At 71.5% G+C, this 26,137-nt stretch carries 28 protein-coding genes; 11 read left to right on the top strand and 17 right to left on the bottom strand.

The features are described from left to right. Positions 1 to 11: 11 nt before the first annotated feature. The 4 genes from ACIQNU_RS21865 to ACIQNU_RS21850 all read right to left on the bottom strand — a co-directional run bounded on the left by ACIQNU_RS21865 (position 12) and on the right by ACIQNU_RS21850 (position 4,477). Positions 12 to 2,063 carry a HelD family protein gene (locus ACIQNU_RS21865; protein WP_401368803.1) on the bottom strand — a complete coding sequence of 684 codons (2,052 nt, stop codon included), beginning with the start codon at positions 2,061 to 2,063 and terminating at the stop codon, positions 12 to 14. Between the two features lie 172 nt (positions 2,064 to 2,235). Beyond that, positions 2,236 to 2,727 carry a hypothetical protein gene (locus ACIQNU_RS21860; RefSeq protein WP_401368800.1) on the bottom strand — a complete coding sequence of 164 codons (492 nt, stop codon included), beginning with the start codon at positions 2,725 to 2,727 and terminating at the stop codon, positions 2,236 to 2,238. Further along, positions 2,724 to 3,167 carry a hypothetical protein gene (locus ACIQNU_RS21855; protein WP_401368798.1) on the bottom strand — a complete coding sequence of 148 codons (444 nt, stop codon included), beginning with the start codon at positions 3,165 to 3,167 and terminating at the stop codon, positions 2,724 to 2,726. The genes ACIQNU_RS21860 and ACIQNU_RS21855 overlap by 4 nt, the downstream gene beginning before the upstream one ends. 56 nt (positions 3,168 to 3,223) lie before the next feature. Further along, positions 3,224 to 4,477 (bottom strand): helix-turn-helix domain-containing protein, encoded by a 1,254-nt coding sequence (locus tag ACIQNU_RS21850; RefSeq protein ID WP_401368795.1) that lies wholly within the window; start codon positions 4,475 to 4,477, stop codon positions 3,224 to 3,226. Positions 4,478 to 4,629: 152 nt separating this feature from the next. Here ACIQNU_RS21850 and ACIQNU_RS21845 point away from each other — a divergent pair, with 152 nt between their 5' ends. Next, positions 4,630 to 5,385, top strand: a complete 756-nt coding sequence (locus tag ACIQNU_RS21845) for a GntR family transcriptional regulator (protein WP_401368792.1) — start codon at positions 4,630 to 4,632, stop codon at positions 5,383 to 5,385. A 97-nt stretch (positions 5,386 to 5,482) separates the two neighbouring features. Here ACIQNU_RS21845 and ACIQNU_RS21840 read toward each other — a convergent pair whose 3' ends face one another. After that, positions 5,483 to 5,779, bottom strand: a complete 297-nt coding sequence (locus tag ACIQNU_RS21840; protein ID WP_401368790.1) for a helix-turn-helix domain-containing protein — start codon at positions 5,777 to 5,779, stop codon at positions 5,483 to 5,485. 210 nt (positions 5,780 to 5,989) lie between these two features. Between ACIQNU_RS21840 and ACIQNU_RS21835 the strand changes: the two genes are divergently transcribed. Together ACIQNU_RS21835 and ACIQNU_RS21830 are read left to right on the top strand one after the other, a co-directional pair. After that, positions 5,990 to 6,523 carry a DUF6879 family protein gene (locus tag ACIQNU_RS21835; RefSeq protein ID WP_401368788.1) on the top strand — a complete coding sequence of 178 codons (534 nt, stop codon included), beginning with the start codon at positions 5,990 to 5,992 and terminating at the stop codon, positions 6,521 to 6,523. A gap of 5 nt (positions 6,524 to 6,528) precedes the next feature. Then, positions 6,529 to 7,476, top strand: coding sequence for a protein-L-isoaspartate(D-aspartate) O-methyltransferase (locus ACIQNU_RS21830; RefSeq protein ID WP_401368785.1), 948 nt, complete (start codon positions 6,529 to 6,531; stop codon positions 7,474 to 7,476). A gap of 62 nt (positions 7,477 to 7,538) precedes the next feature. On the opposite strand, the gene ACIQNU_RS21825 is transcribed toward ACIQNU_RS21830, so the two are convergent. Further along, a complete protein-coding gene (locus tag ACIQNU_RS21825; protein WP_401368782.1) occupies positions 7,539 to 7,922 on the bottom strand; it encodes a VOC family protein in 384 nt (127 codons plus the stop codon). Positions 7,923 to 8,012: 90 nt separating this feature from the next. Here ACIQNU_RS21825 and ACIQNU_RS21820 point away from each other — a divergent pair, with 90 nt between their 5' ends. Together ACIQNU_RS21820 and ACIQNU_RS21815 are read left to right on the top strand one after the other, a co-directional pair. After that, the gene (locus ACIQNU_RS21820; protein ID WP_401368780.1) at positions 8,013 to 8,282 is read left to right on the top strand and encodes an ArsR/SmtB family transcription factor; all 270 of its coding nucleotides are present in this window, start codon (positions 8,013 to 8,015) and stop codon (positions 8,280 to 8,282) included. A 104-nt stretch (positions 8,283 to 8,386) separates the two neighbouring features. Next, the gene (locus tag ACIQNU_RS21815; RefSeq protein WP_401368777.1) at positions 8,387 to 8,923 is read left to right on the top strand and encodes an SRPBCC family protein; all 537 of its coding nucleotides are present in this window, start codon (positions 8,387 to 8,389) and stop codon (positions 8,921 to 8,923) included. On the opposite strand, the gene ACIQNU_RS21810 is transcribed toward ACIQNU_RS21815, so the two are convergent. Then, positions 8,895 to 9,890: an NAD(P)/FAD-dependent oxidoreductase gene (locus tag ACIQNU_RS21810; RefSeq protein ID WP_401368774.1), complete on the bottom strand. Its 996-nt coding sequence runs from the start codon at positions 9,888 to 9,890 to the stop codon at positions 8,895 to 8,897. The genes ACIQNU_RS21815 and ACIQNU_RS21810 overlap by 29 nt on opposite strands. A gap of 93 nt (positions 9,891 to 9,983) precedes the next feature. Here ACIQNU_RS21810 and ACIQNU_RS21805 point away from each other — a divergent pair, with 93 nt between their 5' ends. The 3 genes from ACIQNU_RS21805 (at position 9,984) to ACIQNU_RS21795 (ending at position 12,264) form a co-directional block, all read left to right on the top strand. Then, positions 9,984 to 10,622: a helix-turn-helix domain-containing protein gene (locus tag ACIQNU_RS21805; protein WP_401368771.1), complete on the top strand. Its 639-nt coding sequence runs from the start codon at positions 9,984 to 9,986 to the stop codon at positions 10,620 to 10,622. 133 nt (positions 10,623 to 10,755) lie between these two features. Further along, positions 10,756 to 10,944, top strand: coding sequence for a hypothetical protein (locus ACIQNU_RS21800; protein ID WP_401368768.1), 189 nt, complete (start codon positions 10,756 to 10,758; stop codon positions 10,942 to 10,944). Between the two features lie 297 nt (positions 10,945 to 11,241). Further along, entirely contained in the window at positions 11,242 to 12,264 is a 1,023-nt protein-coding gene (locus tag ACIQNU_RS21795) for a glycosyltransferase 87 family protein (RefSeq protein ID WP_401369020.1), read from the top strand. On the opposite strand, the gene ACIQNU_RS21790 is transcribed toward ACIQNU_RS21795, so the two are convergent. After that, positions 12,230 to 13,894: a DNA repair helicase XPB gene (locus ACIQNU_RS21790; RefSeq protein WP_401368765.1), complete on the bottom strand. Its 1,665-nt coding sequence runs from the start codon at positions 13,892 to 13,894 to the stop codon at positions 12,230 to 12,232. The two genes, ACIQNU_RS21795 and ACIQNU_RS21790, sit on opposite strands and share 35 nt — an antisense overlap. Positions 13,895 to 14,057: 163 nt before the next feature. Continuing rightward, positions 14,058 to 16,634, bottom strand: a complete 2,577-nt coding sequence (locus ACIQNU_RS21785; protein WP_401368762.1) for a helicase-associated domain-containing protein — start codon at positions 16,632 to 16,634, stop codon at positions 14,058 to 14,060. Positions 16,635 to 16,807: 173 nt separating this feature from the next. Between ACIQNU_RS21785 and ACIQNU_RS21780 the strand changes: the two genes are divergently transcribed. Beyond that, on the top strand, positions 16,808 to 17,818 hold the full coding sequence (locus ACIQNU_RS21780) for a hypothetical protein (RefSeq protein WP_401368760.1): 1,011 nt from the start codon (positions 16,808 to 16,810) through the stop codon (positions 17,816 to 17,818). Positions 17,819 to 17,825: 7 nt separating this feature from the next. On the opposite strand, the gene ACIQNU_RS21775 is transcribed toward ACIQNU_RS21780, so the two are convergent. From ACIQNU_RS21775 to ACIQNU_RS21760, 4 genes are read right to left on the bottom strand one after another with little or no spacing between them, the layout of a single operon-like run. After that, positions 17,826 to 18,806 carry an ABC transporter substrate-binding protein gene (locus ACIQNU_RS21775; protein ID WP_401368757.1) on the bottom strand — a complete coding sequence of 327 codons (981 nt, stop codon included), beginning with the start codon at positions 18,804 to 18,806 and terminating at the stop codon, positions 17,826 to 17,828. Positions 18,807 to 18,846: 40 nt separating this feature from the next. Continuing rightward, entirely contained in the window at positions 18,847 to 19,704 is an 858-nt protein-coding gene (locus tag ACIQNU_RS21770) for an ABC transporter ATP-binding protein (protein ID WP_401368755.1), read from the bottom strand. Further along, positions 19,701 to 20,774 (bottom strand): FecCD family ABC transporter permease, encoded by a 1,074-nt coding sequence (locus tag ACIQNU_RS21765; protein ID WP_401368752.1) that lies wholly within the window; start codon positions 20,772 to 20,774, stop codon positions 19,701 to 19,703. Before ACIQNU_RS21765 ends, ACIQNU_RS21770 begins: the two co-directional genes overlap by 4 nt. 50 nt (positions 20,775 to 20,824) lie before the next feature. Further along, positions 20,825 to 21,817, bottom strand: coding sequence for a FecCD family ABC transporter permease (locus ACIQNU_RS21760; RefSeq protein WP_401368750.1), 993 nt, complete (start codon positions 21,815 to 21,817; stop codon positions 20,825 to 20,827). Positions 21,818 to 21,938: 121 nt separating this feature from the next. On the opposite strand from ACIQNU_RS21760, the gene ACIQNU_RS21755 reads away from it, so the two are divergent. Beyond that, the gene (locus tag ACIQNU_RS21755; RefSeq protein ID WP_401368747.1) at positions 21,939 to 22,550 is read left to right on the top strand and encodes an HAD family hydrolase; all 612 of its coding nucleotides are present in this window, start codon (positions 21,939 to 21,941) and stop codon (positions 22,548 to 22,550) included. A gap of 31 nt (positions 22,551 to 22,581) precedes the next feature. Here the strand turns inward: ACIQNU_RS21755 and ACIQNU_RS21750 are convergent, their stop codons facing one another. Beyond that, entirely contained in the window at positions 22,582 to 22,857 is a 276-nt protein-coding gene (locus ACIQNU_RS21750; protein WP_401368744.1) for a hypothetical protein, read from the bottom strand. Between the two features lie 205 nt (positions 22,858 to 23,062). Here ACIQNU_RS21750 and ACIQNU_RS21745 point away from each other — a divergent pair, with 205 nt between their 5' ends. Beyond that, positions 23,063 to 23,446 (top strand): cold-shock protein, encoded by a 384-nt coding sequence (locus tag ACIQNU_RS21745; RefSeq protein WP_190034300.1) that lies wholly within the window; start codon positions 23,063 to 23,065, stop codon positions 23,444 to 23,446. Between the two features lie 14 nt (positions 23,447 to 23,460). On the opposite strand, the gene ACIQNU_RS21740 is transcribed toward ACIQNU_RS21745, so the two are convergent. From ACIQNU_RS21740 to ACIQNU_RS21730, 3 genes are read right to left on the bottom strand one after another with little or no spacing between them, the layout of a single operon-like run. Further along, the gene (locus ACIQNU_RS21740; RefSeq protein WP_401368741.1) at positions 23,461 to 24,357 is read right to left on the bottom strand and encodes a 1,4-dihydroxy-6-naphthoate synthase; all 897 of its coding nucleotides are present in this window, start codon (positions 24,355 to 24,357) and stop codon (positions 23,461 to 23,463) included. Further along, positions 24,329 to 25,087, bottom strand: coding sequence for a futalosine hydrolase (locus tag ACIQNU_RS21735; protein WP_401368739.1), 759 nt, complete (start codon positions 25,085 to 25,087; stop codon positions 24,329 to 24,331). Before ACIQNU_RS21735 ends, ACIQNU_RS21740 begins: the two co-directional genes overlap by 29 nt. Next, the gene (locus ACIQNU_RS21730; RefSeq protein ID WP_401368738.1) at positions 25,084 to 25,587 is read right to left on the bottom strand and encodes a DUF2771 domain-containing protein; all 504 of its coding nucleotides are present in this window, start codon (positions 25,585 to 25,587) and stop codon (positions 25,084 to 25,086) included. The genes ACIQNU_RS21735 and ACIQNU_RS21730 overlap by 4 nt, the downstream gene beginning before the upstream one ends. Positions 25,588 to 26,137 lie beyond the last annotated feature (550 nt).

Genomic DNA, 26,137 nt, shown 5'->3' with positions numbered 1-26,137 from the left:
ACGAGTAGGAGTCAGCTCAGTTGGCGGGGCAGCGCGGTCGCGTGCAGCACCGTCAGCCCGGAGACCGCCCTGGTCAGGGCCACGTACAGGCGCCGGAGTCCGGTACGGAGGTCGGGTTCGGCGTCGACCACGGCCGCCGGTTCGTCCAGGACCACGTAGTCGTACTCAAGGCCCTTCGCGAGGGAGGCCGGTACCAGGGTCAGGCGGGTCTCCTGCGTCGTCTCCTCGCCGGGCGAGAGGTGGGTGAGGCCGGCGGCGGTCAGGGCGTCGGCGAGGGCCGGAATCCGGGCGTCCGCCGCGATCAGCCCGGTCGAGCCCTCCCGGCCCAGCGCCTCGCGGCACGCCGCGACGACCGCCGCGTCCAACTCCCCGGCCGCGCCCACCTCGTGGACCACCAGCGACCCCGGCGCCTCCCGTACCGACTCGACCTCCGCGAGGCCCGGCGCGATCGACGGGAGCAGGCGTGACGCGTACGCGATGACTTCGCGCGGTACGCGGAACCCGGCCGTCAGCTCCTCCACCACCGCGTCGTCCTTGCCGAGGTGCCGCAGCGCCTCGTCCCAGCTCCGCGTCGCCCACGGTGTCGTGCCCTGCGCCAGGTCGCCGAGGACCGTCGCCGAGCCCGTCGTGCAGCGGCGGCCCACCGCCCGGTACTGCATCGGCGACAGGTCCTGGGCCTCGTCGAGGACGACATGCCCGAGGGACTGCGTACGTGCGACGAGATCGGACGCCTCGTCGATGAGGACCGCGTCCGCCAGCGACCAGCGTGCCGTCTTCACCCCGCGCGGCACCTTCCCGGTCCACAGGATCGCCTTCTGCTCGTCGTCCGTGAGCAGACCGTCCGCGTGCTCGGCGAGGAAGGCCCCGTCGGTCAGCAGCCGCAGCACGAGCTTCGCCGGGTCGACCGGCGGCCACACCGCCTTGACGGCCGCTTTCACGGCGCTGTTGCGGGCCACCGCGTCCTGCACGCGGTCGTCGGGCGCCTCGCCCGACCGTTCCATCTGGACGAGCACCGCGTGCGCGATCCGCTGCGGCAGCGCCTCGCGCGCCGCCCCGTACCGCATGTCCCGGGCCTGCAACTCCCGGACGATGTCGGCCAGTTCGTACGCGGGCACCCGCCATCTGCGTGAACCCCGTACGACGACTACCGGCTCGGTGGGGGGTGTGACATGCGAACGGACCGCCCGCCGCAGTACCTCCGCCATCCGCGCGTCGCCCTTCACGAGGGCGGCCGGCGCCTCGTCCCGGCCGCTCACCTCGACGCGCGCCACCAGATCCTCGACGGTCGACTGCTGGACCTCCAGCTCGCCGAGCGCGGGCAGCACCTGCTCGATGTAGTGCAGGAAGGACCGGTTGGGGCCGATGACGAGGGTGCCGGTGCGGGCGAGGCGTTCGCGGTGCGCGTACAGCAGGAACGCCACCCGGTGCAGGCCCACCGCGGTCTTGCCGGTGCCGGGACCGCCCTGCACGCAGACCGTGCCGCCGAGGCCGCTCCGTACGATCTCGTCCTGCTCGGGCTGGATCGTCGCCACGATGTCCCGCATCGGGCCGACGCGCGGGCGCTCGATCTCGCGCTGGAGCAGTGCGCTGGTACGGGCCGTCTCCGCCGGGTCCGACAGGTGCTCGTCCTCGTACGCGGTGAGGTCGCCGCCGGTGTAGCCGAAGCGGCGGCGCAGGGCGATGTCCATCGGGTCCTTCTTGGAGGCCCGGTAGAACGACTGCGAGACCGGGGCGCGCCAGTCGATGACCATCGGATCGCCGTCGGCGTCGTGGACATGGCGCCGCCCGATGTAGAAGCGCTCGCCGCCGGCGCCTTCCGCCTGCTCGGCGCCGGGTGCGTGCAGGAAGTCGAGGCGGCCGAAGAAGAGGGGGGTGTGGGCGAGGTCGGCGAGGGATTTGATGCGCTCGTCGATCTGGGCGCGGAGGACTTCGGCGTTCACCCAGTTCGCGGTGACATCACGGATGTCGAGGGCTTCGGCGTCCTCGCGCATGGCGCGGAGGGCGGAGCGGGAGCGGGTGAGGTGGGTGCGCTCTTGGGAGAGGGGGTCGGGCGGGGTCGACACGGTTGCCTTCCGGGGGCGGTGCGGAATGTGGGTTGCCGCCCGGTTACCGACCGGGCGACGCACGACGGCGGCAACACTCCGTTGGCCGAAGGCGGGACAAGAGCGGAAATCCTAGACCCCGGCCGACTCGGGGGCCACCGAATATTTCCGGCCCGCCGTCCGGATGACGGGATCAGAGGGTGGTCCCGTGCCACATGCGGGGGCCGGTGTGGAGGAAGCTTCGGTGGGGGGAGCTGTATCCCATCCAGATGAGGGGGACGAAGGTGCCGGTGTGCATTTCGTGGTGGGCGATGGGGTCGTGGCAGGAGAGGCAGGTGGGTGGGGGTTTGTGGGCGGCGGTGCGGGCTTGTAGGAGTGCGGTTTGTTGTGGGGTGGCGGTGGGGCAGAGCGGGTCTCCTGTCAGGGCGGCGTCTTCGCAGGGCTCGCAGGTGGTCCAGTGGGTGTGGAGGTCGCGGTAGGTGGTGACGACGGCGGTGCGGATGGGGTAGCAGGTGGGGCAGGAGTGGGGTGCCCAGCCGATGCCGGCGTGGAGGTTGATGCCGGTGGTGGGTGGGAGGGGTTGGGCGCACCAGACGCAGGCGGCGCCCAGGTTCTGTTCGGTGGTGAGTTGGCGCATGTGGGGGATCTCGAAGAACTGGAGGTCGGTGAGGTCCTGGTCGGTCATACCCGTGTCCCCACGGCGATGGCGTCGGAGCCGGCGAGTTTGGCCATCGCCCGCAGCACGATCGCGAGGCGGCGGTCGCCCAGTGACTCCAGGTTCCAGAAGGTGATGTTGCGGGGAAAGCGGACCGCGACGATCAGCGCGAGGAACGCCTTGTCCGATGACGTGAGCCCAGGCGCCCGGGGGTACCGGGCCTCGAACCCCAGCCAGTCGCACGACACCGCACCGTCATCCCGCTCGGTGACCAGAAGCCCCCGCACCCACTCCCGAGCCAGTAACTCGTCCTCCTCGACGAGCGCGGCGACGGCGATCCGCTCACACGGGGGTTGGTCCCGTACCCACACCCTGAGTCGGTCGGTGAGCAGGGGCGGGGTGTCGGGCGGCTCTGTCGGATCGCTCTTCGTCTCCATGTCTTCCTCCGCAGCCTCAGTGATCGGTGTCACATGGCGACCGTAGGAGTGGGTGGAGGCGGGTAGGGGTGCGGACTGCACCCCCTTGGTTACGCGGCGAGTAGGCCCAGCTTTACCGCCAGGTTTGATGCCCGGCGTCGGCGGGTGGGGCTTGGGGATTCGGTTTCTTCCAGGATGATCCGCTTCGCGTAGCCGTTGTATTTGATGGTCTCCGGGGCTGCCTCGTGGGCCTGGGCCAGGGTCGCGAGGGAGGTGTCCGGCTGTCCGTCGAGCTGGTAGGCGCGGGCCGCTTCGATCCGGTGTCTGGCCTGGCGCGGGCGGGACGGGATCGTGACCGCGTCCGCCGCCGCGGCCTGCCGTACCGACTCGCCGCCCTGGTGCAGTTCCACCGCGACGGTGACCGCGTGGGCGCCCATGACGGCCCGCGAGAAACTGGTGACCGGGTGGTAGTAGGTGGACGGGAGGCGGTTCGCCATTGTGCGGGCCTGGTCCCAGTACCGCCAGGCCGTACCCGTCTCGCCCCGCCGCGCGGCGGTGTAGCCCGCCTCGAAGGTGAGGGCGCCCGCGATCGCGAGGATGTCGTCCGGGGCTTCGGGGAGAAGGGGTTCGAGGAAGGCGAGTGTCTCCAGGTTCACGGCGTCGGCGGCGTCGAAGTGCGACGGGCCGCAGTCGCGGTGCGCCTGTGCCGCCAGCCACGCGGCGACGCCGATGGCGTGCGGGTCCTCGGACTCCTGGGCTGCGACCAGCCCGCGCTCGGCGACCCGCCACAGCAGGGAGGCGTCGGGCTGGTAGGCAAGGAAGAACTGCGACAGGGAGTACACCTCGGCGAGCGCGGCCTGTGCCGCCCTGCGGTCGGCGGCGTGGTCGGCCTGGCGGGCGGCGAGTTGCGCGTCACCGATCAGGCCGGGGAGCAGGGCGCCGATCACCTCACGGTGGTGGGGGGCGGAGTGCCGCGCGGCCCAGGCGTGGGCGAGGCGCGCGGTGAGATGGGCGACCGGGGGCGCCTCACGCCGGGCGGTGACAGGGAATGCGTCAACTGCCGCTTTCACTGCGGCGAGGCGGGGGTGCCCGGGGCCTGAGAAGAGGGCGACATTCGGCGTCCGGTCGCCTGTGAGGTCTGCGAGGTCGCGGACGCGGAGGGCTTCGGCGATGCGCAGGACGATCGGCAGGCGGGGGACGCGGCGCCGCCCGGTCTCCAGGCCTTTCACCCACTCCGCCGAGTACCCGCCGACCAGCCCACCGAGTTGATCACGCGTCAGACCCCGTCGGTTACGGAGGATCTTGAGTCGTTGTCCGAAGGCGATCTGGTCATCGGCGTCCCCCGGATTGGCGTCGGAAGGCATGACTGGCCCCTCTCTGCACAGCTCGTCACTGTCAGGGTAGGGGGCGAGGTCACTTCCACGCCCTCGTCAACCAGACTCAGGTCAACACCGACTCGCGGATCGGGAGGGTATGTGTACTCAGATTGACGCGATCATTTGGACGAGGTGGCGTGGTGGCACAGCCCGAGTACCTGCGGATCGCCGCTGACCTGCGACGCCGCATCGCAAGCGGTGAGTTCGGCCCCGGTGACCAGTTGCCGACTCTCCCCGCGCTGTGCGAGGCGTACCGGGTCTCCGACACCACGATCCGCAACGCGATGCGGCTGCTCGGCAACGAGGGGCTGGTCGAGACCCGGGCCCGCGCCGGTACGCGTGTCCGGCCCCGGCCGCCGGTCCACCGCATGGCGGCCGACCGGTACCGGCCCACGCCCGGAGCGAAAGCGACGCCGTACACCCGGGACCAGGGCATCGGCTGGACGGAGTACCGGCTCGACAAGCGGTTCGAAAGAATGCAGGCGGACGCGGAGTTGGCCGCGCTGTTCGAGTGCGAGGTCGGTGAACGGCTCCTCGCCCGGCACTTCGTGTTCCACGACAGCGACCAGCCGACGCAGATGTCGACCAGCTATGTGCGCTGGTCCGACGTGGCCGGTACACCCGTAGCAGACCCGATCAACGAGCCCTGGCCCGGCGGGACGCGCGGGCAGATGGCGAGCCTCGGCATCACGGTCACACGCGTCACCGAGTCGTTCACCGCGGCGATGCCCACGGAGCGCGAGGCGACCACCCTGCGTATCGGCGCCGGGGTGCCGGTACTGCGGTACACGCGCCGGCACATCTCCGACACCGGCCGCATCGTGGAGGTCGCCCATCCGATCGTGCGGCGCGGCGACACCACCGTCGTGGACTTCGTCATCGACCTCGACGACTGACCCCGGACACCCTGTTTTCCTACTTGGCCAGATCACCCATATCCACCGGGCATCTGGCCATTTCCCTTGGAAGAGTCCCGGGAGGGGCTGTCGCTGATCACCCGCACCCACGCGGTGAGCTGGTCGGTGCGAGGATCGCGTCCAACTGCTCCTTCTGGAGTGTCTGGATGTAGGGCTCCCCCCGGAGGACGGAGACCTTCACGGCGAGGGCGCGGGCCACGGAGGCGAGCACGGACTCGCTGGCAGCGCGTTGGCCGTTCTCGATACGGCAGAGCAGGCTCGGCGAGATGTGCGCCCGTCGGCCGAGTTCGGACAGGGAGTAGTTGCGGATGGCGCGGAATTCTCGGATGCGTGCCCCGATGCGCTCCGGGGCGGCGGAGGCGACGTCGGACATGGTGGTCCCCTTCGACTCTCGACACCTCGAAGGTACCCCTGGCTGTGGCGGCGGAACGGCGGAGAACGCGGACATCGTGATCCAGAGCCGCACGGCCTACGAGAGGACCCGCGCCCGAGAAGACCCGCGCCCAGTGCGTGAGCAGGACTGCACCTGGGCACACACAGTGCATTCCGCACGCCTGGGTGCCGATTCTCAGAGAGGTACGCGATGCCGCAGCACGTGCCCAGCTTTGACAGCCTCATGGAGGCGGCGCAGCGCTCCGCCGTGCACCTTGAGATGCGCGACCAGTACGCCGTCGGAGACGAGGCCGACGACTTCGCCCTCTGGCTGAGCACCGGGGAGCGAGACACCGACCCGACCTCGGACTACTGGGCGCCCTGGGTCGACATGATCTCCCGCGCCGTCGCACGCGGCGTCGTCGTTCGCCGTGCCCGCATCGTGTCCGAGCCGGTCACGGACTACATCCGCTACGAGCACGCCTCCACCGGCGTCAACGTAGGGGCGGGCGAGCAGGTGCGGTGGCTGTCTCGCCGACTGGCCGCCGACCTGATGGTGCCCGGCGCCGACCTGTGGATCTTCGATGGGAAGCAGGTGCTCTTCAACCACTTCACCGGAGACGGCGATTGGGCCGACCCGGACATGGAACTACGCACCGAACCAGGCATCGTCAAGCAGTGCTCGGACGCCTTCGAAGCGATCTGGGACCGCGCCATCCCGCACGACGACTTCGAGATCCACTGACACGGATGGCACCCCGGCCGGCTCATGCCGGGTTGGCACTACGACGAGCGTTGGGGCGCGTCCTCATGACCGGAGGGGTGCTCTCCTCGGACTGGGCCCCCTCGTTCGCCGCAGTCCCCCGTTCCGCATTCCTGCCGGATCTCATGTGGCCCTTCGACATGGAGACGGGGCGGAGCGTTTCCGTTTCGCGGTCGGAAGACCCGGAACGCTGGTACGGGTACGCAGACTCCGACGTTCCCGTTGTTACACAGTGGGACGACGGCAAGCACGTCGGCACGGAACCGGGGGAGGTATCAACTTCTTCGGCCTCTATGCCATCCGTCGTGTTCCGGATGCTCAACGACCTTGATGTGCAGCCTGGCAACCGTGTCCTGGAGATCGGCACGGGCACTGGATGGAATGCCGCGTTGCTGGCACACCGGTTGCGGGTTGAGAACGTCGTCACGGTGGAAGTGGATTCCGTCGTCGCCAACGACGGAGAGAGTGCCACGGGGGCGTTCACCGGGCCGGTGGAGTTCATGAAGGCACGAACCCAACGCCTTTCGCCGGTCGTGCATACCGAGTACGTCAGCGGCGGCATGGCGGACCGTGACAAGTCGTCCACGACGATCACGGAAGACGAATTCATGGGAGAGCGGTTCAGCCCCCAGCGGTTCGCCATGGGAATCAAGCTCCGCGACTGCGTTTGCGTCATGGCCGACAAGCGCCACGGCAAGCGGCCCGTGTGGTTCTACGGACTCACAGACCGGTCATGGGCATGCGCGATGTTCAGCGATGGAGACGACGCGCAGGTATGGCAATCCGGCCCCCGTCGAATCTGGAATGAGGCCGAGTCCGCTTACCGATGGTGGACGGAGAAGGGGAAGCCCGGATACGACCGCTTCGGGCTCACCGTTACGGCGGAGGGGCAGAGCGCGTGGCTCGATGATCCGGGCAATTGCTGGCCGGTCTGAGACCATTTTCAAGCGCTGCGCACCGAGCCCGTACCCGAGCCGCGCGGCGGGTTCCCGGAGACTCAGGAATTCATCGCCGCCCGGTCCGCATCGCTGCGCAGCACGCAGAATTCGTTGCCCTCGGGGTCCGCGAGTACTGCCCAGCCGGAGCCGTCGGGGTTCCGGAGGTCCGCGACGAGGGTGGCGCCGATCGCCAACAGCCGTTCCACTTCCTGCTCACGTGTGGTTTCGGGGCGCAGACACAGGTGGATTCGGTTCTTGGTCTTCTTGGGCTCGGGTACCTCGTTGAAGTACAGGACCGGGCCCTCCGCCATCAGTACCTGCGTCGCCTCGTCACCCGGTGCGGCATCCGGGTCCAGAGGATGACCGGTCACCTCGCTCCAGAACCGGGCCAGCGCATAGGCGTCCGCACAGTCGATCGCCACGTTCTGCAGTACCGAAACCATGCGCGCCAGCCTCCCTGATTCCCACCCCTGAAGCCACCGCGTCGGGCGCCCCGGTTGATGAAAGCGTAACCGCGAGGTTACGCTTTCTTCGTGGAAGACATCGTCGCCGCCCTCTCCGACCCCGTACGCCGGGAAATCCTGGTCCTGCTGAAAACACGCGGCAACCCGCTCAGCGTCGGAGAGATCGCCGGGCGGTTTCCCGTCAGCCGGCCCGCCGTCAGCCGGCATCTGCGGGTGTTGCGGGAGAGCGGGCTCGTCCGGGACGAGCTGGTCGGGCGGCAGCGGCGCTACACCCTCACCCCCGCCCCCCTCGCCGAACTCGCCGACTGGATCGCCCGGCTCCGGGCCCCCTCCGGCTAGGAGCACCGCCTCGACGCCCTGGAGACCGAGGTCCGCCGTACGGGACGTGAGCGGACCCGGCGTAAGCCAAGTACCCCGGCCACACAAGACGTAAAGGACTCCGTATGACACCCGTACCGCCGCCCACCCCGCCCCTCCCCACCGGCCGCCTCCACACCACCCCCGACGGCGTCGACCTCGTCCTCACCCGTACCTTCCGCGCCCCCATCGAGGACGTCTGGGCGAGTGTCACCGAGTCCGAGCGGACGGCCCGCTGGTTCGGGCCCTGGGAGGGGGAGGCCGCGCCGGGGGCCACCGTCCGGGTCCGGCTCTCGTACGAGGAGGGGGCGCCCTGGTCCGAGATGCGGATCGAGACCTGCGAACCGCCCGTCCGGCTCGCCGTCACCACCTCGGACGAGGCCGGCTCCTGGCACCTGGAACTGCGCCTGTCCGCCGTCGACGGCATCACCGAACTGCGCCTCGTGCAGCACCTCACGGACGCGAAGGGCGTCGGCGAGATCGGCCCCGGCTGGGAGTACTACCTCGACCTCCTGGTCTCCTCACGCGACGGCACCGATCCGCGCGACTTCGACGCGTACTACCCGGCGCAGAAGGCGTACTTCGAGGACCTGATCACCCCGGACCCCGACGGCGGGCGCTGACCGCCGCCGCCGTCTCCTCCGCGATCAGATCCGCGTTGATCTGCGCCCCCGCCGCAGCCCCGGCCGCCGCCGCGCCCCCCACCTGCGCCGACAGATCCGTGACATTGCCCGCCGCCCACACACCGGGCACGTCGGTACGGCCCGTCGCGTCGACGGGTACGTACTCCCCGGCCCCCGACGGATGTTCCACCGGCACCAGTCCGAGCGCCTTCAGGAACCCGGCCCGCGCCACCATCCTCGGCGCCACCGCGAGCGCCGCACGCGCGACCACCGTGCCGTCCGTCAGCCGTACGCCCGTCAGCCGGTCGTCGTCCGAGATCTCCAGCGACGCCACCTCGCCCGGCACCACCCTGATCTCCCGCGCTGCCAGCTCCTCCGCCTGCTCGTCGGTGAGCGCGGGCAGGGTGTGCGAGAAGAGCGTCACGTCGTCGCTCCACTGCCGGAACAGCAGCGCCTGGTGCACCGAAAGAGGCCCGCTGCCCAGGACGCCGATGGCCTGGTCGCGGATCTCCCAGCCGTGGCAGTACGGGCAGTGCAGCACATCCCGGCCGAACCGCTCCCGTACCCCCGCCACCCCCTCCGGCAACTCGTCCACCAGCCCGGTCGTCACGAGCAGCCGCCGCGCCCGTACGGAGGCCCTGCCGCCGTCCAGCTCCACGACGAAACCGTCACCGTCCCGTACCGCCCCCGCCGCCGACACCGCCCCGGTCACCTCACCCGACACCACGACCCCGCCGTACCCCCGGACCTCCGCCCGGCCCCGCGCCAGCAGCTCCCCCGGCGGCATCCCCTCCCGCGCGAGCAGCCCGTGCACACCGGCGGCCGGGGCGTTGCGCGGTGTGCCCGAGTCGATCACCGCCACCGAGCGCCGGGCCCGCGCCAGCATCAGCGCCCCGCTCAGCCCCGCGGCGCCCCCGCCGAGCACCACCACGTCATAGCCGTCCCTCAGCACTTGCCGATCGGTCACCTTGACCACCTCCACGCCCGACCCTGCGGACCGCCAGCGCGTACCGCAAATTCCGTTGCCGATCCGGCAATACCCTCTGGCAGACTCGACAGCATGGACCAGGACATCGAACAGGTCATCGACCGGGACATCGACCGGGGCATCGACCAGGACATCGACCGGGCGCTGAACGCCGTCGCACCCCGCCTCCGTGCCCTCCGCAAGCAGCGCGACATCACGCTCACCGACCTGTCCGGTGCGACCGGCATCTCGGTCAGCACGCTCTCCCGCCTGGAGTCCGGTTCCCGCCGGCCCAACCTGGATCTCCTGCTTCCGCTCGCCAAGGCATACGGCGTCACGCTGGACGAACTCGTGGGCGCCCCACCGACCGGCGACCCGCGCATCCATCTGCGCCCGGTCACCTACCACGGCATGACGATGGTGCCGCTGACCCGGCGGGCGGGCGGGATCCAGGCGTCCAAACTCGTGATCCCGGCCGGCAGCCGCCGCAGGGAGCCCGACCCCAAGACCCATGAGGGTTACGAATGGCTCTACGTCCTGAACGGGCGGCTGCGGATCATCCTCGGCGAGCAGGATCTCGTCCTCGTGCCCGGTGAGGCGGCCGAGTTCGACACCCGCGTACCGCACTGGTTCGGCGCGTCCGACGCCGAACCGGTGGAATTCCTCGTCCTGTTCGGCAGCCAGGGCGAGCGCGCCCACCTCCGCGCCCGCCCGAAGACGGCCGCCGCGTAGCGAGTCCGACAGAGTCCGGGGGCGTCCGGGGGATGCCTAGGGGGTCGGGTCCGTCGCTGGTATTACGCGGGGCCGCCGGAGGTTACATCCTCCGGCCGATGTGCCGGGAATGCCGTGAATCCACACTGGAGGCATGAGTAGCGCAACGTTCACCCCAGGTCCTGCCCGTACCGGCCCCCCGGGCGCCACCGCCGCCGGGGACTCCCACCGGGCCCACCACCTCGGCGACGCCCTGCGCGCCGTCAAGGTCTTCGTCACCGCCGCGTTCGGCGTCGCCGTACTCGGGGAGTACGCGGAGGAGGCCGGCGTCCGCCGCCGCTGAACCCCCGCCCCGCCGCCCCACGCGGGCTGATCCGCGCGACGCACGCGATCCCATAGGGTCACGCCCGTGATCGAACGGACCGTGAGCATCCGTACGCGGAGCGCCACCAGAAGTACCGTCAAGACCCCGGCCCCGCGTCCCGGGGGCGCGCCGCCCACCCGGACCCGCGCCCGGATCTCCACCCCGCCCCGCGCCCGGCTGAACGCGCCGCTCGCCGCCCCCGCCCGCCTCGCCCCCGCGCTCCTCGCCGTCTCGGCCCTCTCGCTCGCCGCGCTGTGTCTCCTCCAGCGCGTCCCCATGGCCGACGCCCTGGTCTACCGGGCCGAGGGCGCCGCCGTCGCAGGCGGCGGCGATCTCTACGGGTTCACGGTCACCCAATGGCGACTGCCCGCGACCTACCCGCCGTTCGCCGCCGTGCTGTTCGTGCCGACGACCTGGCTCCCCCTAGGGGTCATGAAGGCGCTCTTCGTCGCCGGGAACATCGCCCTCACCGCCCAACTCGTACGGCTCTCCTGCCGGCTCGCCGGACTGCCCGCGCGCGGAGCCCTCGTCTGCGCCGCGACCGCCCTCGCGCTCTGGCTCGAACCCGTCTTCCAGACCGTCGTGTTCGGGCAGATCAACCTCGCCCTGATCTGCCTCGTGCTGTGGGACCTGACCCGTCCGCCGGGCGCCATCGGCAAGGGTTTCGCGCTCGGGGTCGCCGTCGGGATCAAGCTGACGCCCGCCGTGTTCGTGGTGTATCTGCTGCTGACCCGGCGGGTACGGGAAGCGGTCACGGCGGCCGGGGCGTTCGTCGGGACCGTGCTGCTCGGGGCGCTCGTACTGCCCGCCGCCAGCGTCGAGTTCTGGACCCGGCGGCTGTATGAGACGGGCCGCGTCGGCAAGGCGTGGATCGTCGACAACCAGTCGCTCCAGGGGCTGGTCGCCCGCGTGCTGGGCGACCCCGCGCCGGGCCTCGCGTGGCTGCTGCCCGCGCTGGCCGTCGCCGCTGCCGGACTCTGGCTCGCGCACCGGGCGCCCACTCAGGCGCACGGCGTGCTCGCCGCCGCCGGTACCGCGCTGCTCACCTCGCCCATCAGTTGGTCCCACCACTGGGTGTGGTGCGTGCCGCTCCTGGCGCTGCTTGTCGCCGAGGGGCGGCGGTGGTGGGCGGCCGGGGTCACCGGCGTGTTCGCGGCGCGCAGCCTCTGGCTCGTACCGCACGCGGGGGAGCTGGATCTCCATGTCCCGTGGTGGCAACAGCCGCTGGCGTCCCCGTACCCCCTGCTGGCCCTCGCTCTGCTCGCTACTGCGATGCCGTCGGCTCGTCGTCGCCGCTGAGGAGTTCGTCGGCGTCCATGATCCGGTACGCGTAGCCCTGTTCGGCGAGGAACCGCTGCCGGTGGGCGGCGAAGTCCTGGTCGATGGTGTCGCGGGCGACCACCGAGTAGAACCGGGCCTCGTGGCCGTCCGCCTTCGGGCGCAGCACCCGGCCGAGCCGCTGGGCCTCCTCCTGGCGGGAGCCGAAGGTGCCGGACACCTGGATCGCGACCGTCGCCTCGGGCAGGTCGATGGAGAAGTTGGCGACCTTCGACACCACGAGCACCGACAACTCGCCCTGCCGGAACGCCTCGAACAGCTTCTCGCGCTGCGCGTTGGACGTCTCGCCCTTGATGACCGGCGCGTCCAGGTGCTCGCCCAGCTCGTCGAGCTGGTCGATGTACTGGCCGATGACGAGGGTCTGCTGCCCCTGGTGCTTGCGCACCAGCGCCTCCGTCACCTTCCGCTTGGTCTCCGTCGTGGCGCAGTAGCGGTACTTCTCCTCGGTCTCGGCGGTCGCGTACGCGAGGCGTTCGCCGTCGGTGAGGTTGACGCGGACCTCCACGCAGTCGGCGGGCGCGATGTAGCCCTGCGCCTCGATCTCCTTCCAGGGCGCGTCGAAACGCTTCGGCCCGATCAGCGAGAACACGTCCGACTCGCGGCCGTCCTCGCGCACGAGCGTCGCGGTCAGGCCGAGGCGCCGCCGGGCCTGGAGGTCGGCGGTGAACTTGAAGACGGGCGCGGGCAGCAGATGCACCTCGTCGTAGACGATGAGCCCCCAGTCGCGCGAGTCGAAGAGTTCGAGGTGCGGATAGACACCCTTCCGCTTCGTCGTCAGCACCTGGTACGTGGCGATGGTGACGGGCCGGATCTCTTTCCGCGTCCCGCTGTACTCGCCGATCTCGTCCTCGGTGAGTGAGGTGCGGCGGACCAGCTCGTGCTTCCACTGGCGGGCCGAGACCGTGTTCGTGACGAGGATCAGCGTGGTCGCCTTCGCCTCCGCCATCGCACCGGCGCCGACGAGCGTCTTGCCCGCGCCGCACGGCAGCACGACCACACCGGAGCCGCCGTGCCAGAAGCCCTCGACGGCCTGCTTCTGGTACGGGCGCAGCGCCCAGCCGTTCTCCGCCAGCTCGATCGGGTGGGCCTCCCCGTCCACGTACCCGGCGAGGTCTTCCGCGGGCCAGCCCAGTTTGAGGAGGGTCTGCTTGATCTGGCCGCGCTCGGACGGGTGCACGGCGACCGTGTCCGGGTCGATCCGGTTGCCGACCAGCGGAGCGACCCGCTTCGAGCGGAGGATCTCCTCCAGGACCGGCCGGTCCGTCGTGGTCAGGACCAGACCGTGCGCGGGGTGCTTGGTGAGGGTGAGCCGCCCGTACCGGTCCATGGTCTCGGCGATGTCCACGAGCAGCGCGTGCGGCACGGGATAGCGGCTGTACTGGACGAGGGCGTCCACGACCTGCTCGGCGTCGTGTCCGGCCGCGCGCGCGTTCCACAGGCCGAGCGGCGTCACCCGATAGGTGTGGATGTGCTCGGGGGCGCGCTCCAGCTCGGCGAACGGCGCGATGGCCCGCCGACAAGCACCCGCCTGCTCGTGGTCGACCTCCAGGAGCAGGGTCTTGTCCGACTGAACGATGAGGGGTCCGTTCACGCGCGTCCCTTTCTGCACGACGACACGGACCCCGGGGGACGGCCCGCACGGGCTGCACGCGAGAGCAGCCAAACGTCCAGTGTGCCGCACTCGGGGGTGGTTACGGCGGGTGCGGGGCGTCGGCCCGGTGGAGGGGCGCTCCCTGGCGCGCTGGGGGGCGCTGTCAGGCCCGGCGGTGAGGTGGTTGGCCCAGGCCGCCCAGGCCCTGGTTGTCGGCCAGTTCCGCTACGCCTGTGATGCGGTGCAGGGGGTATGTGCGGACCTCGTCGGCCGTGTGGTCGTAGGCCGTGACGAAGCCGCCCTCGACGCGGATCGGGGCGATGACCCGCTGGGTCGCGGTGCCCTCCGCGTTCACGTATCCGATCCACAGCGCCTCGCCCGTGAGGACCGCCGCCTGCATCGTGGCGAGGGTGTCCGCCGATGACGTGCGGGGGAGTTCGCCCGCGCGGTCCGCCGTCGTCTTGCGGGGCGCCGTGGTGGCCAGGTCGCCGGCGCGGATCGCCCGGACGGCGGCCGTCAGGAGGGTGCCGCCCGGCAGCGGCGGGCCCTCCGGGACCGGGGCGGGGGCGGTGCGCGGCGGGGTGCGGTGCGCGTGGGCGCGGGCCACCAGGACATCGCCCTCCGGGCTCTCGGCGGCCGGTGCGAAACCCATCTGGCGCAGACCGTCGAGGAGCGCCGCCGGGTCGGCCTGGGCCGCCAGCACGGTGGGCGCCAGGCGGCGCAGCCGCAGACCGTGGGCGCGCTTGTCGGCCAGGATCTCGTTCAGCACGGCCTCGTCGTCGCACCGTACGTACGCCGACGCGCCGCCGATCCGCAGATGGCCGTGTTTCCGCGCGACATCGTCGATGAGGTACGCGAGGGGCTGGGGCACCGGCGTGCGGGAGTGGGCGGCGAGGAAGGCGTGCAGGTCGGCGGCGGCGCGTCCCGAGTCGAGAGCGCGCCGTACGGAACCGGGCGTGAACCGGTACACCGTCGCCGCGCCCTTCGACTCGACGTCCGCGATGACGGCAAGGGTCTCCGCGAGGGGGCGGAGCAGGGGGCCAGGGGCCACGGCGGTGAGGTCGGCCTGGAGGAGGACGTGGTCGAGGGGCTGGGGGAGGAGGGGGGTGAGGACGGCGGCGGCTGCGGTGCGGGCCTGGGCGGCGGCGACATCGGGGGTGACGTCGGGGGTGACGTCGGGGGTGACGTCGGCGGAGACATCCGTTTCCGTGGGGCCCCGGTCCGGCAGGAGCGCGCGGGCGTGGGCGGCGAGGGCGCCGCGGCCCGTGAGGCCGAGGAGTTCCGCCTCGCTGAGGGTCCAGCGCGCCAGGCGGGTGCGGAGGTCCGGCTGGTTCTGCGCCGTCGACGCGGCGGTGCGCGACGCGGTGCCGCGCGGCGGGCGCTCCCAGCGGAGCCGGGCGAGCAGCGACTCCGGGTCGGCGGACGCGCCGGGCGGCAGGGTCGCGAGGAGGCTGAGGACCCGGTGGCGCACCTCCGGGGCGTCCGAGCGGTCCAGGCCGGGGCCGAGCGCGGCCAGCGCACGCTCCTTGACGTCCCGCCCGCCGACCAGCCCCGACGTCCGCGTCGCCGTCAGCCAGGCCCCGGCGAGCACCGCCCACCGCTCGGCGGGTGGCCGCTCCAGCCACGTGTCGTACGCGGGTGTCGCCGCGTACCGCTCGTCGGCCTCGCCGTCGGACGCCAGCAGGCCCGCCGTGTACGCCAGCTCCACCCAGAAGGCGGCCAGCGGCTCCGACACGTCGAGCGCGACCGCCGTCCGCTTCAGGTCGCGGACGCTGAGCCCGCCGGAGCGCAGCACGGCGGGGCCGCCCTCGTGCCACTCGTGGAACAGGTCCTCGATGGTCATCAGCGCCTGGTACGCCTGACCGGCCGCCGTCGCGTCCGCGACCTGCGGGGGGTGCTCGCGGTCGGCCCGGACGGCCGGGGGTACGGGTTCCGGGGCCCGGTGGGCGCGGCCTCCGCGCAGATGGAGCGCCGCCTCGCGGGGAAGCACCACGGTGCCGGGCGTGGTCGCGAGGAGCAGGCCGCGGTCGAGGAGCCACCGCAGATGCTTGGCCGGGGCGGCCGTCACCTGTCCGTACGGGGGTCCCCAGACCAGCCGGGACAGCACGTCGACGGACTCCGGCGGCGCCTCGTCGAGCAGCGCCGACATGCGGCGCCGGTCGCCGAACAGCGCCGTCAGCGACGCCACGGCGGACACCGCGTCATGCGTCCTGGGCAGCCCGGCGGTCGTCACGATCTCCTGGATACGGCCGGGCGACATGCCCGCCGTGGCCTCCGCGACGGTCGGGCCGAGGCCGGTCGGGGAGGGGTTCTGCGGGGACGGCGCGAGGAGTTCCCGCGCGGTACGCACCAGCCGCAGACGGTCGTCCGCACCCCAGATCAGAGCCTGCTCGCGGAGGTTGTGCACGGCGCCCGGGAGCGCGGCCTCGATCTCCGGGTCCCCGTCGTCACCGGCGAGCAGGCGCAACAGGTCCCCGTACGCCGCCGGGTCCGGCGCGATGGCCAGGGTCTCGGCGGTCTGGAGGGTGAACCTGTCCAGATGTTCGAGTGCGCGGACCACGCTGGCCCGCGTACCGGCCCGGGTGGCGAGCTGGCCGAGGTCGGTGGGGACGGGCGTGAGGAGGTCGGGCCTGGCCCGGAGAAGGGTGGCGAGGGACGCGTCGGTGCGGCCCCTCAGGGCCTCAGCGAGGGAGCGCGGGACCGTGGGGCTCTGCGGGGCACCTCTTGCGTCACTGCTCATCCGGCTCACGTTAGTGGGTCCGGGTGACATCGCGGGTCCCCGGCACAGGTGGTTGCGGTACCGATACCGACCGCGATGCCCCGCCCTCCGTCACCGACCCCGCTCCCGCCCCCCGCCGGCCCTGTACCGTCGGGACCGGTGGTTTTCAACAGGTGCGTCCCGGAGGGGACTTCGTGGGGATCGAGAGTGACCAGCTCGTTTTCGATTATCTGAGCAAGGTCGGGGACCTCGCTCAGCAGCGGCAGTTGCCGTCCGGTACGCGGATGCGGCTCGTCACCGAGTTGCGTAACGAGATCGACAAGCGGCGCGCCAAGTCGCCCGTGGACACCCCGGCCGCCGTGCGCCGGATTCTGTCCCGGCTCGGTTCCCCGGACGAACTGGTCGAGGCCGCGGGATCCGGCGCCGGAGACTCCGGAGACGTGCCGAGGGCCGCCGTACCGGTGCAGCGGCATCCCAGTGAGGCCGGTGAGACCGGTGAGGAGGCGCGGCCCAAGGGGTTGCGGCGGATGGTGCCGCGGCCCCGGCCGACGGAACCGGCGCCCGAGCCGGACCGGGACGCGCCGTCGCCGCCGCACCTCGCGAGCCAGGACGAACTCGGGCCGCACGGTTCGGCGCCCGACTGGTGGCGGGTCGACAGCGGCCCGTTCGGGCTGAGCGACAGCGTGCCGGGGTTCGTCGGCGGCGTGGAGATCCCCGAGATACTCAAGCCCCCGCCCGGCCGCGAGCCGAAACCCGAACCCGAGCCCATCGAAAAGGACGAGGACCAGGACCAGGACGACGAAGAGGAAGCGGACGACTCGGAGGCCGGCGGCGCGAAGCGCCGCCTGCGGCCCCGGCTGCGCCTCACCGGCTACGCCAACCCCCTGCTGCTCCTCGCCGCCGCCCTCCTCGTCGCGGGCGCCGTCCTCGGCAACTGGTTCGCCCTCGGCGTGGGCTGGCTCATCGCCTGGGCATCGCGACGCCTCACCACCGCCGAGTCCAAGTGGGCCGTCCTCGTCATGCCCGGCCTCGCGGTCGCGGGCGGCCTGGTCTGGCTCTGGGGCCGCACCGACGGCCGCTGGGGCGCCCCGATCCCCGAGGGCCACATGTCCGACGCGGTCGGCGAGACCTGGCCCTGGGTCGTACGGGCCGCCGCCCTCGCCTCGGCCGCCTACCTCGTATGGCGCTCCCAGCGGAACCGGTGACCCGGACTCACGCCGAAGTCAGGGCGGCGTTCAGCTCGGAGAGGATCTTCGCCGCCGCCGTGTAGCCGATGCCCTGGATCCAGAGTTCGTCGTCCACCTGGTGCACCTGGCCGGCCTTGGTGGCCTTGAGGTTCTTCCAGAGGCCGCTCTTCATGGTGTCCGTCGCCTTCGCCTTGGCCGGGTCGCCGTACGTCGACGTGAAGAGGGCGTCGGCGTCGGCCAGGTCGATCTTCTCGGGGCTCACGTCGTACGAGAAGCCGTCCACCGCCTTGTCGGTGATCGCGGGGCGGCCCAGGCCGACGTCGGCGAGGATCGTCGCGATGTAGTTCTTCTTGCCGTAGATGCGGATGTCGGCGCCCTCGATGAACCGGACGACGTTCACCTCGGTCGCCGCCGCCTTCTCCTTGCCGCCGAGCGACTTGGTGACATCGGCGACCTGCTTCTCGTAGTCGGCGACGACCTTGTCCGCCTCCGCCTGCCGGCCCAGGGCGTCCGCGTGGGTACGGAAGTTCTCCTTCCAGGGATAGCCCGTGGTCTCCGTCAGCACGGTCGGCGCGATGGCGCTGAGCTGCGCGTACCGCTTCTCGTCGCGCACCTTGCTGCTGAGGATGAGGTCCGGCTTGAGCTGGGCGATCGTCTCCAGGTTGGGGTTGGCGATCTCGCCGACGCTCTTGATGCCCTTGACCTGCGACTCGGGCAGATAGTCCAGGAACCCGGCGTCCGGGGTCGCCTGGGTCGCGCCGACCGGCTTCACGCCCAGCGTGATCGCCGAGTCGAGTTCGGCGGTGTCCAGGACCACGACCCGCTTCGGGGCGTTCTTGACCTTCACGTCACCCATCGCCGTCTTCACGGTGTGGGTACCGCCACCGGATTCCCCCGACCCGGCGCCATCCTTGCCGGAATCCGACGATCCGCAGGCCGTGAGGCCGAGCGAGCCGACCAGCAGGAGGGAACCGAGCGCCCATGCCTTGCGGCGGGTGGAAGTCATCAGGAACAACACCTTTCGGAGGAGGAGCGGAAGGGGTTCTCTACGCGGTGGCCCGCCACGGCCTGCCCGGTACCACCAGCGGCGACCCCGTCACCGGGTCCGGCACCACGACACACTCCAGACCGAACACCTCCCGTACGAGATCCGCCGTGACCACGTCGGACGGCGGGCCCTCGGCCACGATCCGCCCGGACTTCATCGCCACCAGATGGTCCGCGTAGCGCGCCGCCTGGTTGAGGTCGTGCAGCACGACCACCACCGTCCGGCCCCGGTCATGGTTCAACTGTCGTACCAGATCGAGGACTTCGACCTGGTGCGCGATGTCGAGATACGTCGTCGGCTCGTCCAGGAGCAGCAGCTCCGTGTCCTGCGCGAGCGCCATCGCGATCCAGACGCGCTGCCGCTGACCGCCGGAGAGTTCGTCCACGGACCGTTCGGCGAGCGCCGCCACATCCGTACGCTCCATCGCCTCCGTGACGGCCCGCTCGTCCTCGTCGGACCACTGCTGCCACCAGTGCTGATGCGGCTGCCGGCCGCGTGCCACGAGATCGCCCACGGTGATCGCCTCGGGCGCGACCGGCGTCTGCGGCAGCAGCCCGATCCGCTGCGCGATCCGCTTCGTCGGCAGCTTCGCCAGGGCCGTGCCGTCGAGCAGCACCGCGCCGCCGCGCGGCTTCAGGAGCCGCCCGAGCGCCCGCAGCGTCGTCGACTTGCCGCACGCGTTGGGCCCGACGATGACCGTGACGCGGCCGTCCGGGACGGCGAGGTCCAGGTCGTGGACGACGGTCCGGTCCTCGTACGCGAGGGTCAGCTCACGCGCCTCAAGACGCGGCTGCCCGGCAACGGGGCGGTCTGCCCCCGGATCGCCGGTCAGGGAGTCGATGAGAGGTTCCGTCATGAGGTGCCTCCACGGCGGCTGCGGACGATGAGCCAGATCAGATAGGGCGCCCCGACGGCCGCCGTGAGGACACCCACCGGCAGTTCGGTGGGCGAGAACAGGCGCCGCGCCAGCAGATCGGCCACGACGACGACCACCGCGCCGAGCAGCGCCGAACACACCAGCGGGATCTGCGCGGTACGGGTCACCCGGCGGGCGATCTGCGGCGCGAGCAGCGCCACGAAGTCGACCGGGCCCGCCGCGCCGGTCGCGACGGAGGCGAGGACGACACCGAGCAGGACGAGACCGAGGCGTACGCGGTTCAGGCGCACCCCGAGTCCGGTCGCCGTGTCGTCGTCCAGGGTCACGGTGCGCTGTGCGCGGGCCGCCCACGCGACGGCGGGCACCAGGGCGAGCAGGGTCCAGCCGAGCGGGGTCGCCTCCGCCCAGCCACGGCCGTTGAGCGAACCCGTCATCCAGATCTGCGCCTGCTGCGCCACGAGATAGTCGCCCTTGGTCATGAACAGCGTCGTGACCGAGCGCAGCGCGATGGCGAAACCGATGCCGATGAGCACGAACCGGGTCGCGTGCAGCCCGCCGCGCCACGCGAACACATAGACGAGGGCCGCCGCGAGGATGCCGCCGGCGACACCCACGTACGGCAGGACCGTGTACGACGTCACGCCGAACGTCATCGCGCCGACCGTCAGCGCGCTCGCGCCCTGGCTGATGCCGATGATGTCCGGGCTGGCGAGCGGGTTACGGGCGACGGTCTGGATCAGCGCGCCCGCCACGCCGAACGCGGCGCCGACCATGAGGGCGACCACCAGGCGGGGGGCGCGGAGGGTTTCCACGACGAGTTGGTTCGGGGACGGGGTGCCTGTGAGGACCTTCAGGACCTCGGACGGGGGGACGAAGGACTCGCCTGTGGAGAGGTAGGCGAGGCAGGACAGGGCGAGGGTGGTGGCCAGGGCGGCGGCTATGGCGGTCGCCCGACGGTGGATCAGGAAGTTTGCTTGGCCTAGTCGTGCTACGGCGTACCCTGCGGGGCGTTGGCCTCCGGGGCGCCCGGCACTTTGGGCTGTGCCCACCCGTTCCGCCCCAGCGGAACGACTGCCCACAGCAGGGAACTGCTGAGGTTTCATGCCGGGACCGCCTTGCGTCGCACCAGGGCTATCAGGAACGGCACCCCGATCAGGGCCGTCATCACGCCCGCCGGAATCTCGCTCGGGGGAAAGACCACGCGGCCGATCGTGTCGGAGACAAGGAGCATCACCGGGCCGATCACCGCCGCCATCGGCAGGACCCAGCGATGGTCGGAGCCGACGATCGCGCGGGCGATGTGCGGGACCGCGAGGCCGACGAAGGCGACGGGACCGGCCGCCGCTACCCCGACCCCGGTCAGGATCGTCGCGCCGAGTCCGCCCGCGATCCGTACCGTCGCGACCCGTTGGCCGAGGCCCTTCGCGACGTCCTCGCCGAGCGCCAGCGCGTCCAGGCCGCGCGCGACGGACAGCACCAGGACGAGGCCGACGAGCAGGAACGGCCAGACCTGGCCCACCAGATCCGCGTCCCGCCCGGACAGCGAACCGACCTGCCAGAACCGGAACTCGTCGAGCGCCGACGCCCGAGTCGTCAGCACGCCGGTAGTCACGGACACGAGCAGTGCGTTGATCGCGGCCCCGCCGAGCGCCAGCTTCACGGGCGTCGCACCGCCCCGCCCGCTCGACGCGATGGCGTACACCGCGACCGACGCGATCCCGGCACCCGCGAACGCGAACCACACGTACCCCGTGAGCGTGTGCACCCCGGCGAACGCGATGGCGAGGACGACCCCGACCGACGCGCCCTGGCTGATGCCGAGGATGCCCGGGTCGGCGATGGGGTTACGGGTGATGCCCTGGAGGACCGTTCCGGCGAGGGCGAGCGCGGCGCCGACCATCAGGCCCACCACCGTGCGCGGCACCCGCAGCCCCCGTACGACCTCGGCCGCGTCGCTGTGACCGCCGTTCAGCAGGGCGTCGAACACGGCCGACGGTGCGATGGCGCGCGCGCCGACGGCGAGGCTGAACAGGACGGCGAGCAGCAGGGCCGCGACGGCCGCCACCATCGCGACGGCGCGTCTGACCGGCATCGGCTGGGCACTCCACGAAGGAAGGGTTGGTTAGGCTTCACTAAGTCTATGCAAAGGGGTCCGCGGGGCCGCCGGTCGCCGTCCCCGCCTGCCCGCACGGCCGCTGGGCACAATGACGGGTATGACCTCCAGCGCGCTGACCGTCGGCTTCGACCTCGACATGACCCTCATCGACTCCCGCCCCGGCATCAAAGCCTGCTACCAGGCACTTTCGGCCGAAACCGGTGTCCCCATCGACTGCGACCTGGTCGTCACGCGGCTCGGTCCGCCGCTGGAGGACGAGATGGTGCACTGGTTTCCCGCCGAGCGGATCGCGGAGATGTGTGCCCGCTACCGTGAGATGTATCCCACACACGCCATCGCCCCGACCCCCGCGATGCCGGGCGCCGTAGCGGCGATCGACGCGGTGCACGCCGCCGGCGGCCGGGCCGTCGTCGTCACCGCCAAGTACGAGCCCAACGCCAAGCTGCACCTGAAGCACCTGGGTATAGCCGCGGACGCGGTGATCGGCGACCTGTGGGCGGAGCAGAAGGCGGTGGCTCTGCGCGAGTACGGGGCCGGGGTGTACGTCGGCGACCACACCGGGGATGTACGGGGTGCCCGCGCGGCCGGCGCCTTTTCGGTGGCCGTGGCGACCGGGCCCTGCGACGCCGGGGAACTCCGGGGTGCGGGGGCGGATGTCGTACTGGCTGATCTTGGCGAGTTTCCGACCTGGCTGAACAACCACCGTTGACGCGGCGGATTGCCCCGCCCGTCCGTCCCTTTCACGCCACGGCGCTCGCCTCTTCTTCACTTCGGGACTTCGCGACTTCGCGGCGCTGTGCCACGATTCCGCGCAGCAATCCGGCGCCCGCCAACGCGAACCCCACCCCCATCAGCATGCTCAGCCCGAACATGTAGGTGGGAAAGGGTTTTGTGCCGAGGAACAGCGGGGCCACGGTGGTCAGAGTGGCCACCGCGCCGAGCAGGAAGACGAGCGCGCCGATCCGGATGAGTCCGTCACCGGGCGCGGCGGAATTCGCTTGGGTTTTGTCACGCACCCGACCAGGGTAGTTCCCAGCGCGAAGGAACTTCCCGCAGGACCGATTCAAGGGCCGTCTTGCCACCAGCTTCCGGACCAATAGGCTTGGTCCTGGCGGGTCGCAGCGACCCGCCGTAGTGCTATTCAGAGCCGTTTTTCCCATTTTCCCAGTGCCGTCTGCCCAAGGTGAGACGGATCGACGAGTACGAGGACGAGGACTTCACGTGCCTACCGGCAAGGTCAAGTGGTTCAACAGCGAGAAGGGTTTCGGCTTTCTCTCCCGCGACGACGGCGGAGACGTCTTCGTGCACTCCTCCGTCCTGCCCGCCGGTGTCGAAGCGCTGAAGCCCGGCCAGCGCGTCGAGTTCGGGGTGGTCGCCGGACAACGCGGTGACCAGGCACTCTCCGTCACGATCCTGGACCCGACGCCCTCCGTCGCCGCCGCGCAGCGCCGTAAGCCCGATGAACTGGCCTCGATCGTCCAGGATCTGACGACTCTTCTGGAGAACATCACGCCGATGCTGGAGAAGGGCCGCTACCCCGACAAGGCGTCGGGGAAGCAGATCGCCGGGCTGCTCCGCGCGGTCGCCGACCAGCTCGACGTGTGATCCGGTAGGCCGCGTCAGGGGAACGTGAGCGCGTCCGGGCCGAGGGGCGGTACGAGTCCCTCGGCCGCCGCGCGGGTGAGCAGACCGCGGACCGCCGCGTAACCGTCCTCGCCGAGGTCGGCGGTGAACTCGTTGACGTACAGGCCGATGTGCTGGTCGGCGACCGCCGGGTCCATCTCCTGGGAGTGCTCCAGGACATAGCCGCGGGACGCCTCCGGGTCGTCCCAGGCGGCGCGGACCGACGCGCGCGCCGAGTCGGCGAGCAGCTTCAGGGTTCCGGTACCCAGGGAGCGCTTCGCGATGATCGCGCCGAGCGGGATCGGCAGCCCGGTCGTGGACTCCCAGTGCTCGCCGAGGTCGGCGAGGCGGTGCAGCCCGTACGTCTGATAGGTGAACCGGGCCTCGTGGATGACGAGTCCGGCGTCGACCTCGCCGTCCCGCACGGCGGGCATGATCCGGTCGAAGGGCATGACGACGATCTCGCCGACCCCGTCCGGCACCAGATCCGCTGCCCAGAGGCGGAAGAGCAGATACGCCGTCGACTTCTCGCTCGGCACCGCGACCTTCCGGCCGGTCAGCTCCGCCGCCCCGCCCGGCTCGCGGGTCAGGACCAGCGGGCCGCAGCCCCGGCCGAGCGCGCCGCCGCAGGGCAGCAGCGCGTACTCGTCGAGCACCCAGGGCAGGACCGCGTACGACACCTTCAGGACGTCGAACTCGCCGCGCTGCGCCATGCCGTTGGTGAGGTGGATGTCGGCGAACGTGACATCGAGGGCGGGGGCGCCGGGGATGCGGCCGTGGGCCCAGGCGTCGAAGACGAAGGTGTCGTTCGGGCAGGGCGAGTAGGCGATGCTCAGTGGCTTCGCGGTGCTCTGGTCGCCGGGGTTATTGCTGCGGTGGTCGTCGGTCGTCATGCTCGTTCCAACTCTCCAGTGCGGGCGCGCATTTCCCGAAGGCCGTGGTGAGTGCCGCGAGGGCGTCGCCGATCCGCCAGGCGTCCCGGTCGCGGGGGCCTACGGGGTTGGAGACCGCGCGGATCTCCAGGACCGGGCAGCCGTGCGCGGCGGCGGCCTCGGCGACCCCGAACCCCTCCATCGCCTCGGCGAGCGCGCCGGGGTGCCGGGCCCGCAGCAGGGCGGCGCGCTCGGCGGATCCGGTGACCGTGGAGACGGTGAGGACGGTGCCGGCCCGGCCGCCCGCGGCGGCGGCGGTCTCCCGTACGAGGGACGGGGGCGGGGTGTGGGTGACGGTGCCGAAGCCGAGGTCGGTCACCGGCAGGAAACCGTCGGGGCTCTCGGCGCCCAGGTCGGCGGCGGTGATCGCGTCGGCGACGACGAGGGAGCCGACCGGGGCGTCCGGGGCGAAGCCGCCGCCGATGCCGGCCGAGACGGTGAGGTCGTACGGTTCGGCGGCGAGCGCGGCGGCGGTCAGGGCGGTGGCCGTACCGGCAGCGGCTGCGGCCGGGCCGACGCCGACGGCGAGCAGGTCCCAGCGGGCGGCCGGACCGTTCCGTACGCGGTGCGCGGCCGTTCCGGTCGCCGACGGGAGCCGTATCTCCACGGGTGTCGTCGCGAACGCCTGCGCCACCGCGGTCCGTTCGGCGGGGACCGCGGTGGCGACGAGGATGCGTACGGGACGGGTCAAGAGCCGCTCTTGTTGAGCTTGAACGACCACAGTCCGGTGACCTTGTCGTCGCCGCCCTCGACGACGCTGACCGTGGACGAGTTGCCGGTGGCGCCGTACTGCTGGTTGAAGAAGACGCTGCCGGGGATCGTCCGGTACGTCTTCTTGCTGGAGTCGGTCAGCGGCTGGCCGTTCAGCAGGATCGTCCAGCCCTTGTCCGCGATCTCCGGGTCGACGCCGAAGCGGACCGTCTCGTCGGGGTCGAAGGTGAGGGCCTTGAGGTTCTTGTCCTTGAGGCAGTTCTGGAGATCCGACGCCTGGATGGTCTTGCCGTCGTTGTAGCAGACGGCTTCCGCGTTCATCGAGATGTCGCTGACCGTGATGGTCGCCAGCGGAGTCGGCTTCTCGCAGGCCGTGAGGGTCAGAAGACCGGCGGCGACGACGCCGACAGCGGCGGCGGCCCGGCGGCGGCCCGCCGTGGCTGACTTCATGTGCGGCTCCGCCGCGGGCAGGGAGGTCATGCGCGAAGGTTATCCGGCACCCGCCGAGGTCCGGCCATGCGGGTACGGCGTGCCGTGAGGCCGCGAGCCGACTGGCGCCGGGGGCGTGAGCCGACTGGCGTCGGGGTGCGGGTGGGGTGCTGTCGGGGTGCGGGTGGGTTGCGGTCGGGTTGTGGGGAAGCTGCGGGTGGAGTGCTGTTTGCGGGTGTAGTGCCGTGAGGCCGTTGCGCGGAGTCCCGTCAGGTCACGGGCGGACGTGTCGTCAGGCCACGAGGAGACTGCCGTCAGGCCACGCGTGGATGTGCCGTGAGGTCGCGAGCGAACGTGCTGTCGGGTCATGGGCGGATGTGCTGCCGGATCGTGGGCTGAGTGCCGTGAGGCCAAGGGCGGGTCGTCGTGAGGCCGTGCGCGGTTGTGCCGTCGGGTCGCGGGCGTACCTGCCGTGATGCCGTGCGTGGATGCGACGTCGGGCCGCGAGCCGACTGCCGTCGGGTCGCGCGTGGGTTCCCCGCAGGGGTGCGTGCGGATGTGGCGTCGGGTCGCGCGTGGGTTTCCCGCAGAGGTACGGACA

It is taken from the genome of Streptomyces sp. NPDC091292, assembly GCF_044757265.1.
Classification (GTDB): Bacteria; Actinomycetota; Actinomycetes; order Streptomycetales; family Streptomycetaceae; genus Streptomyces.
Note: the sequence above shows the minus strand (reverse complement) of the source record. Positions and strands in the feature narration are given on the sequence as shown.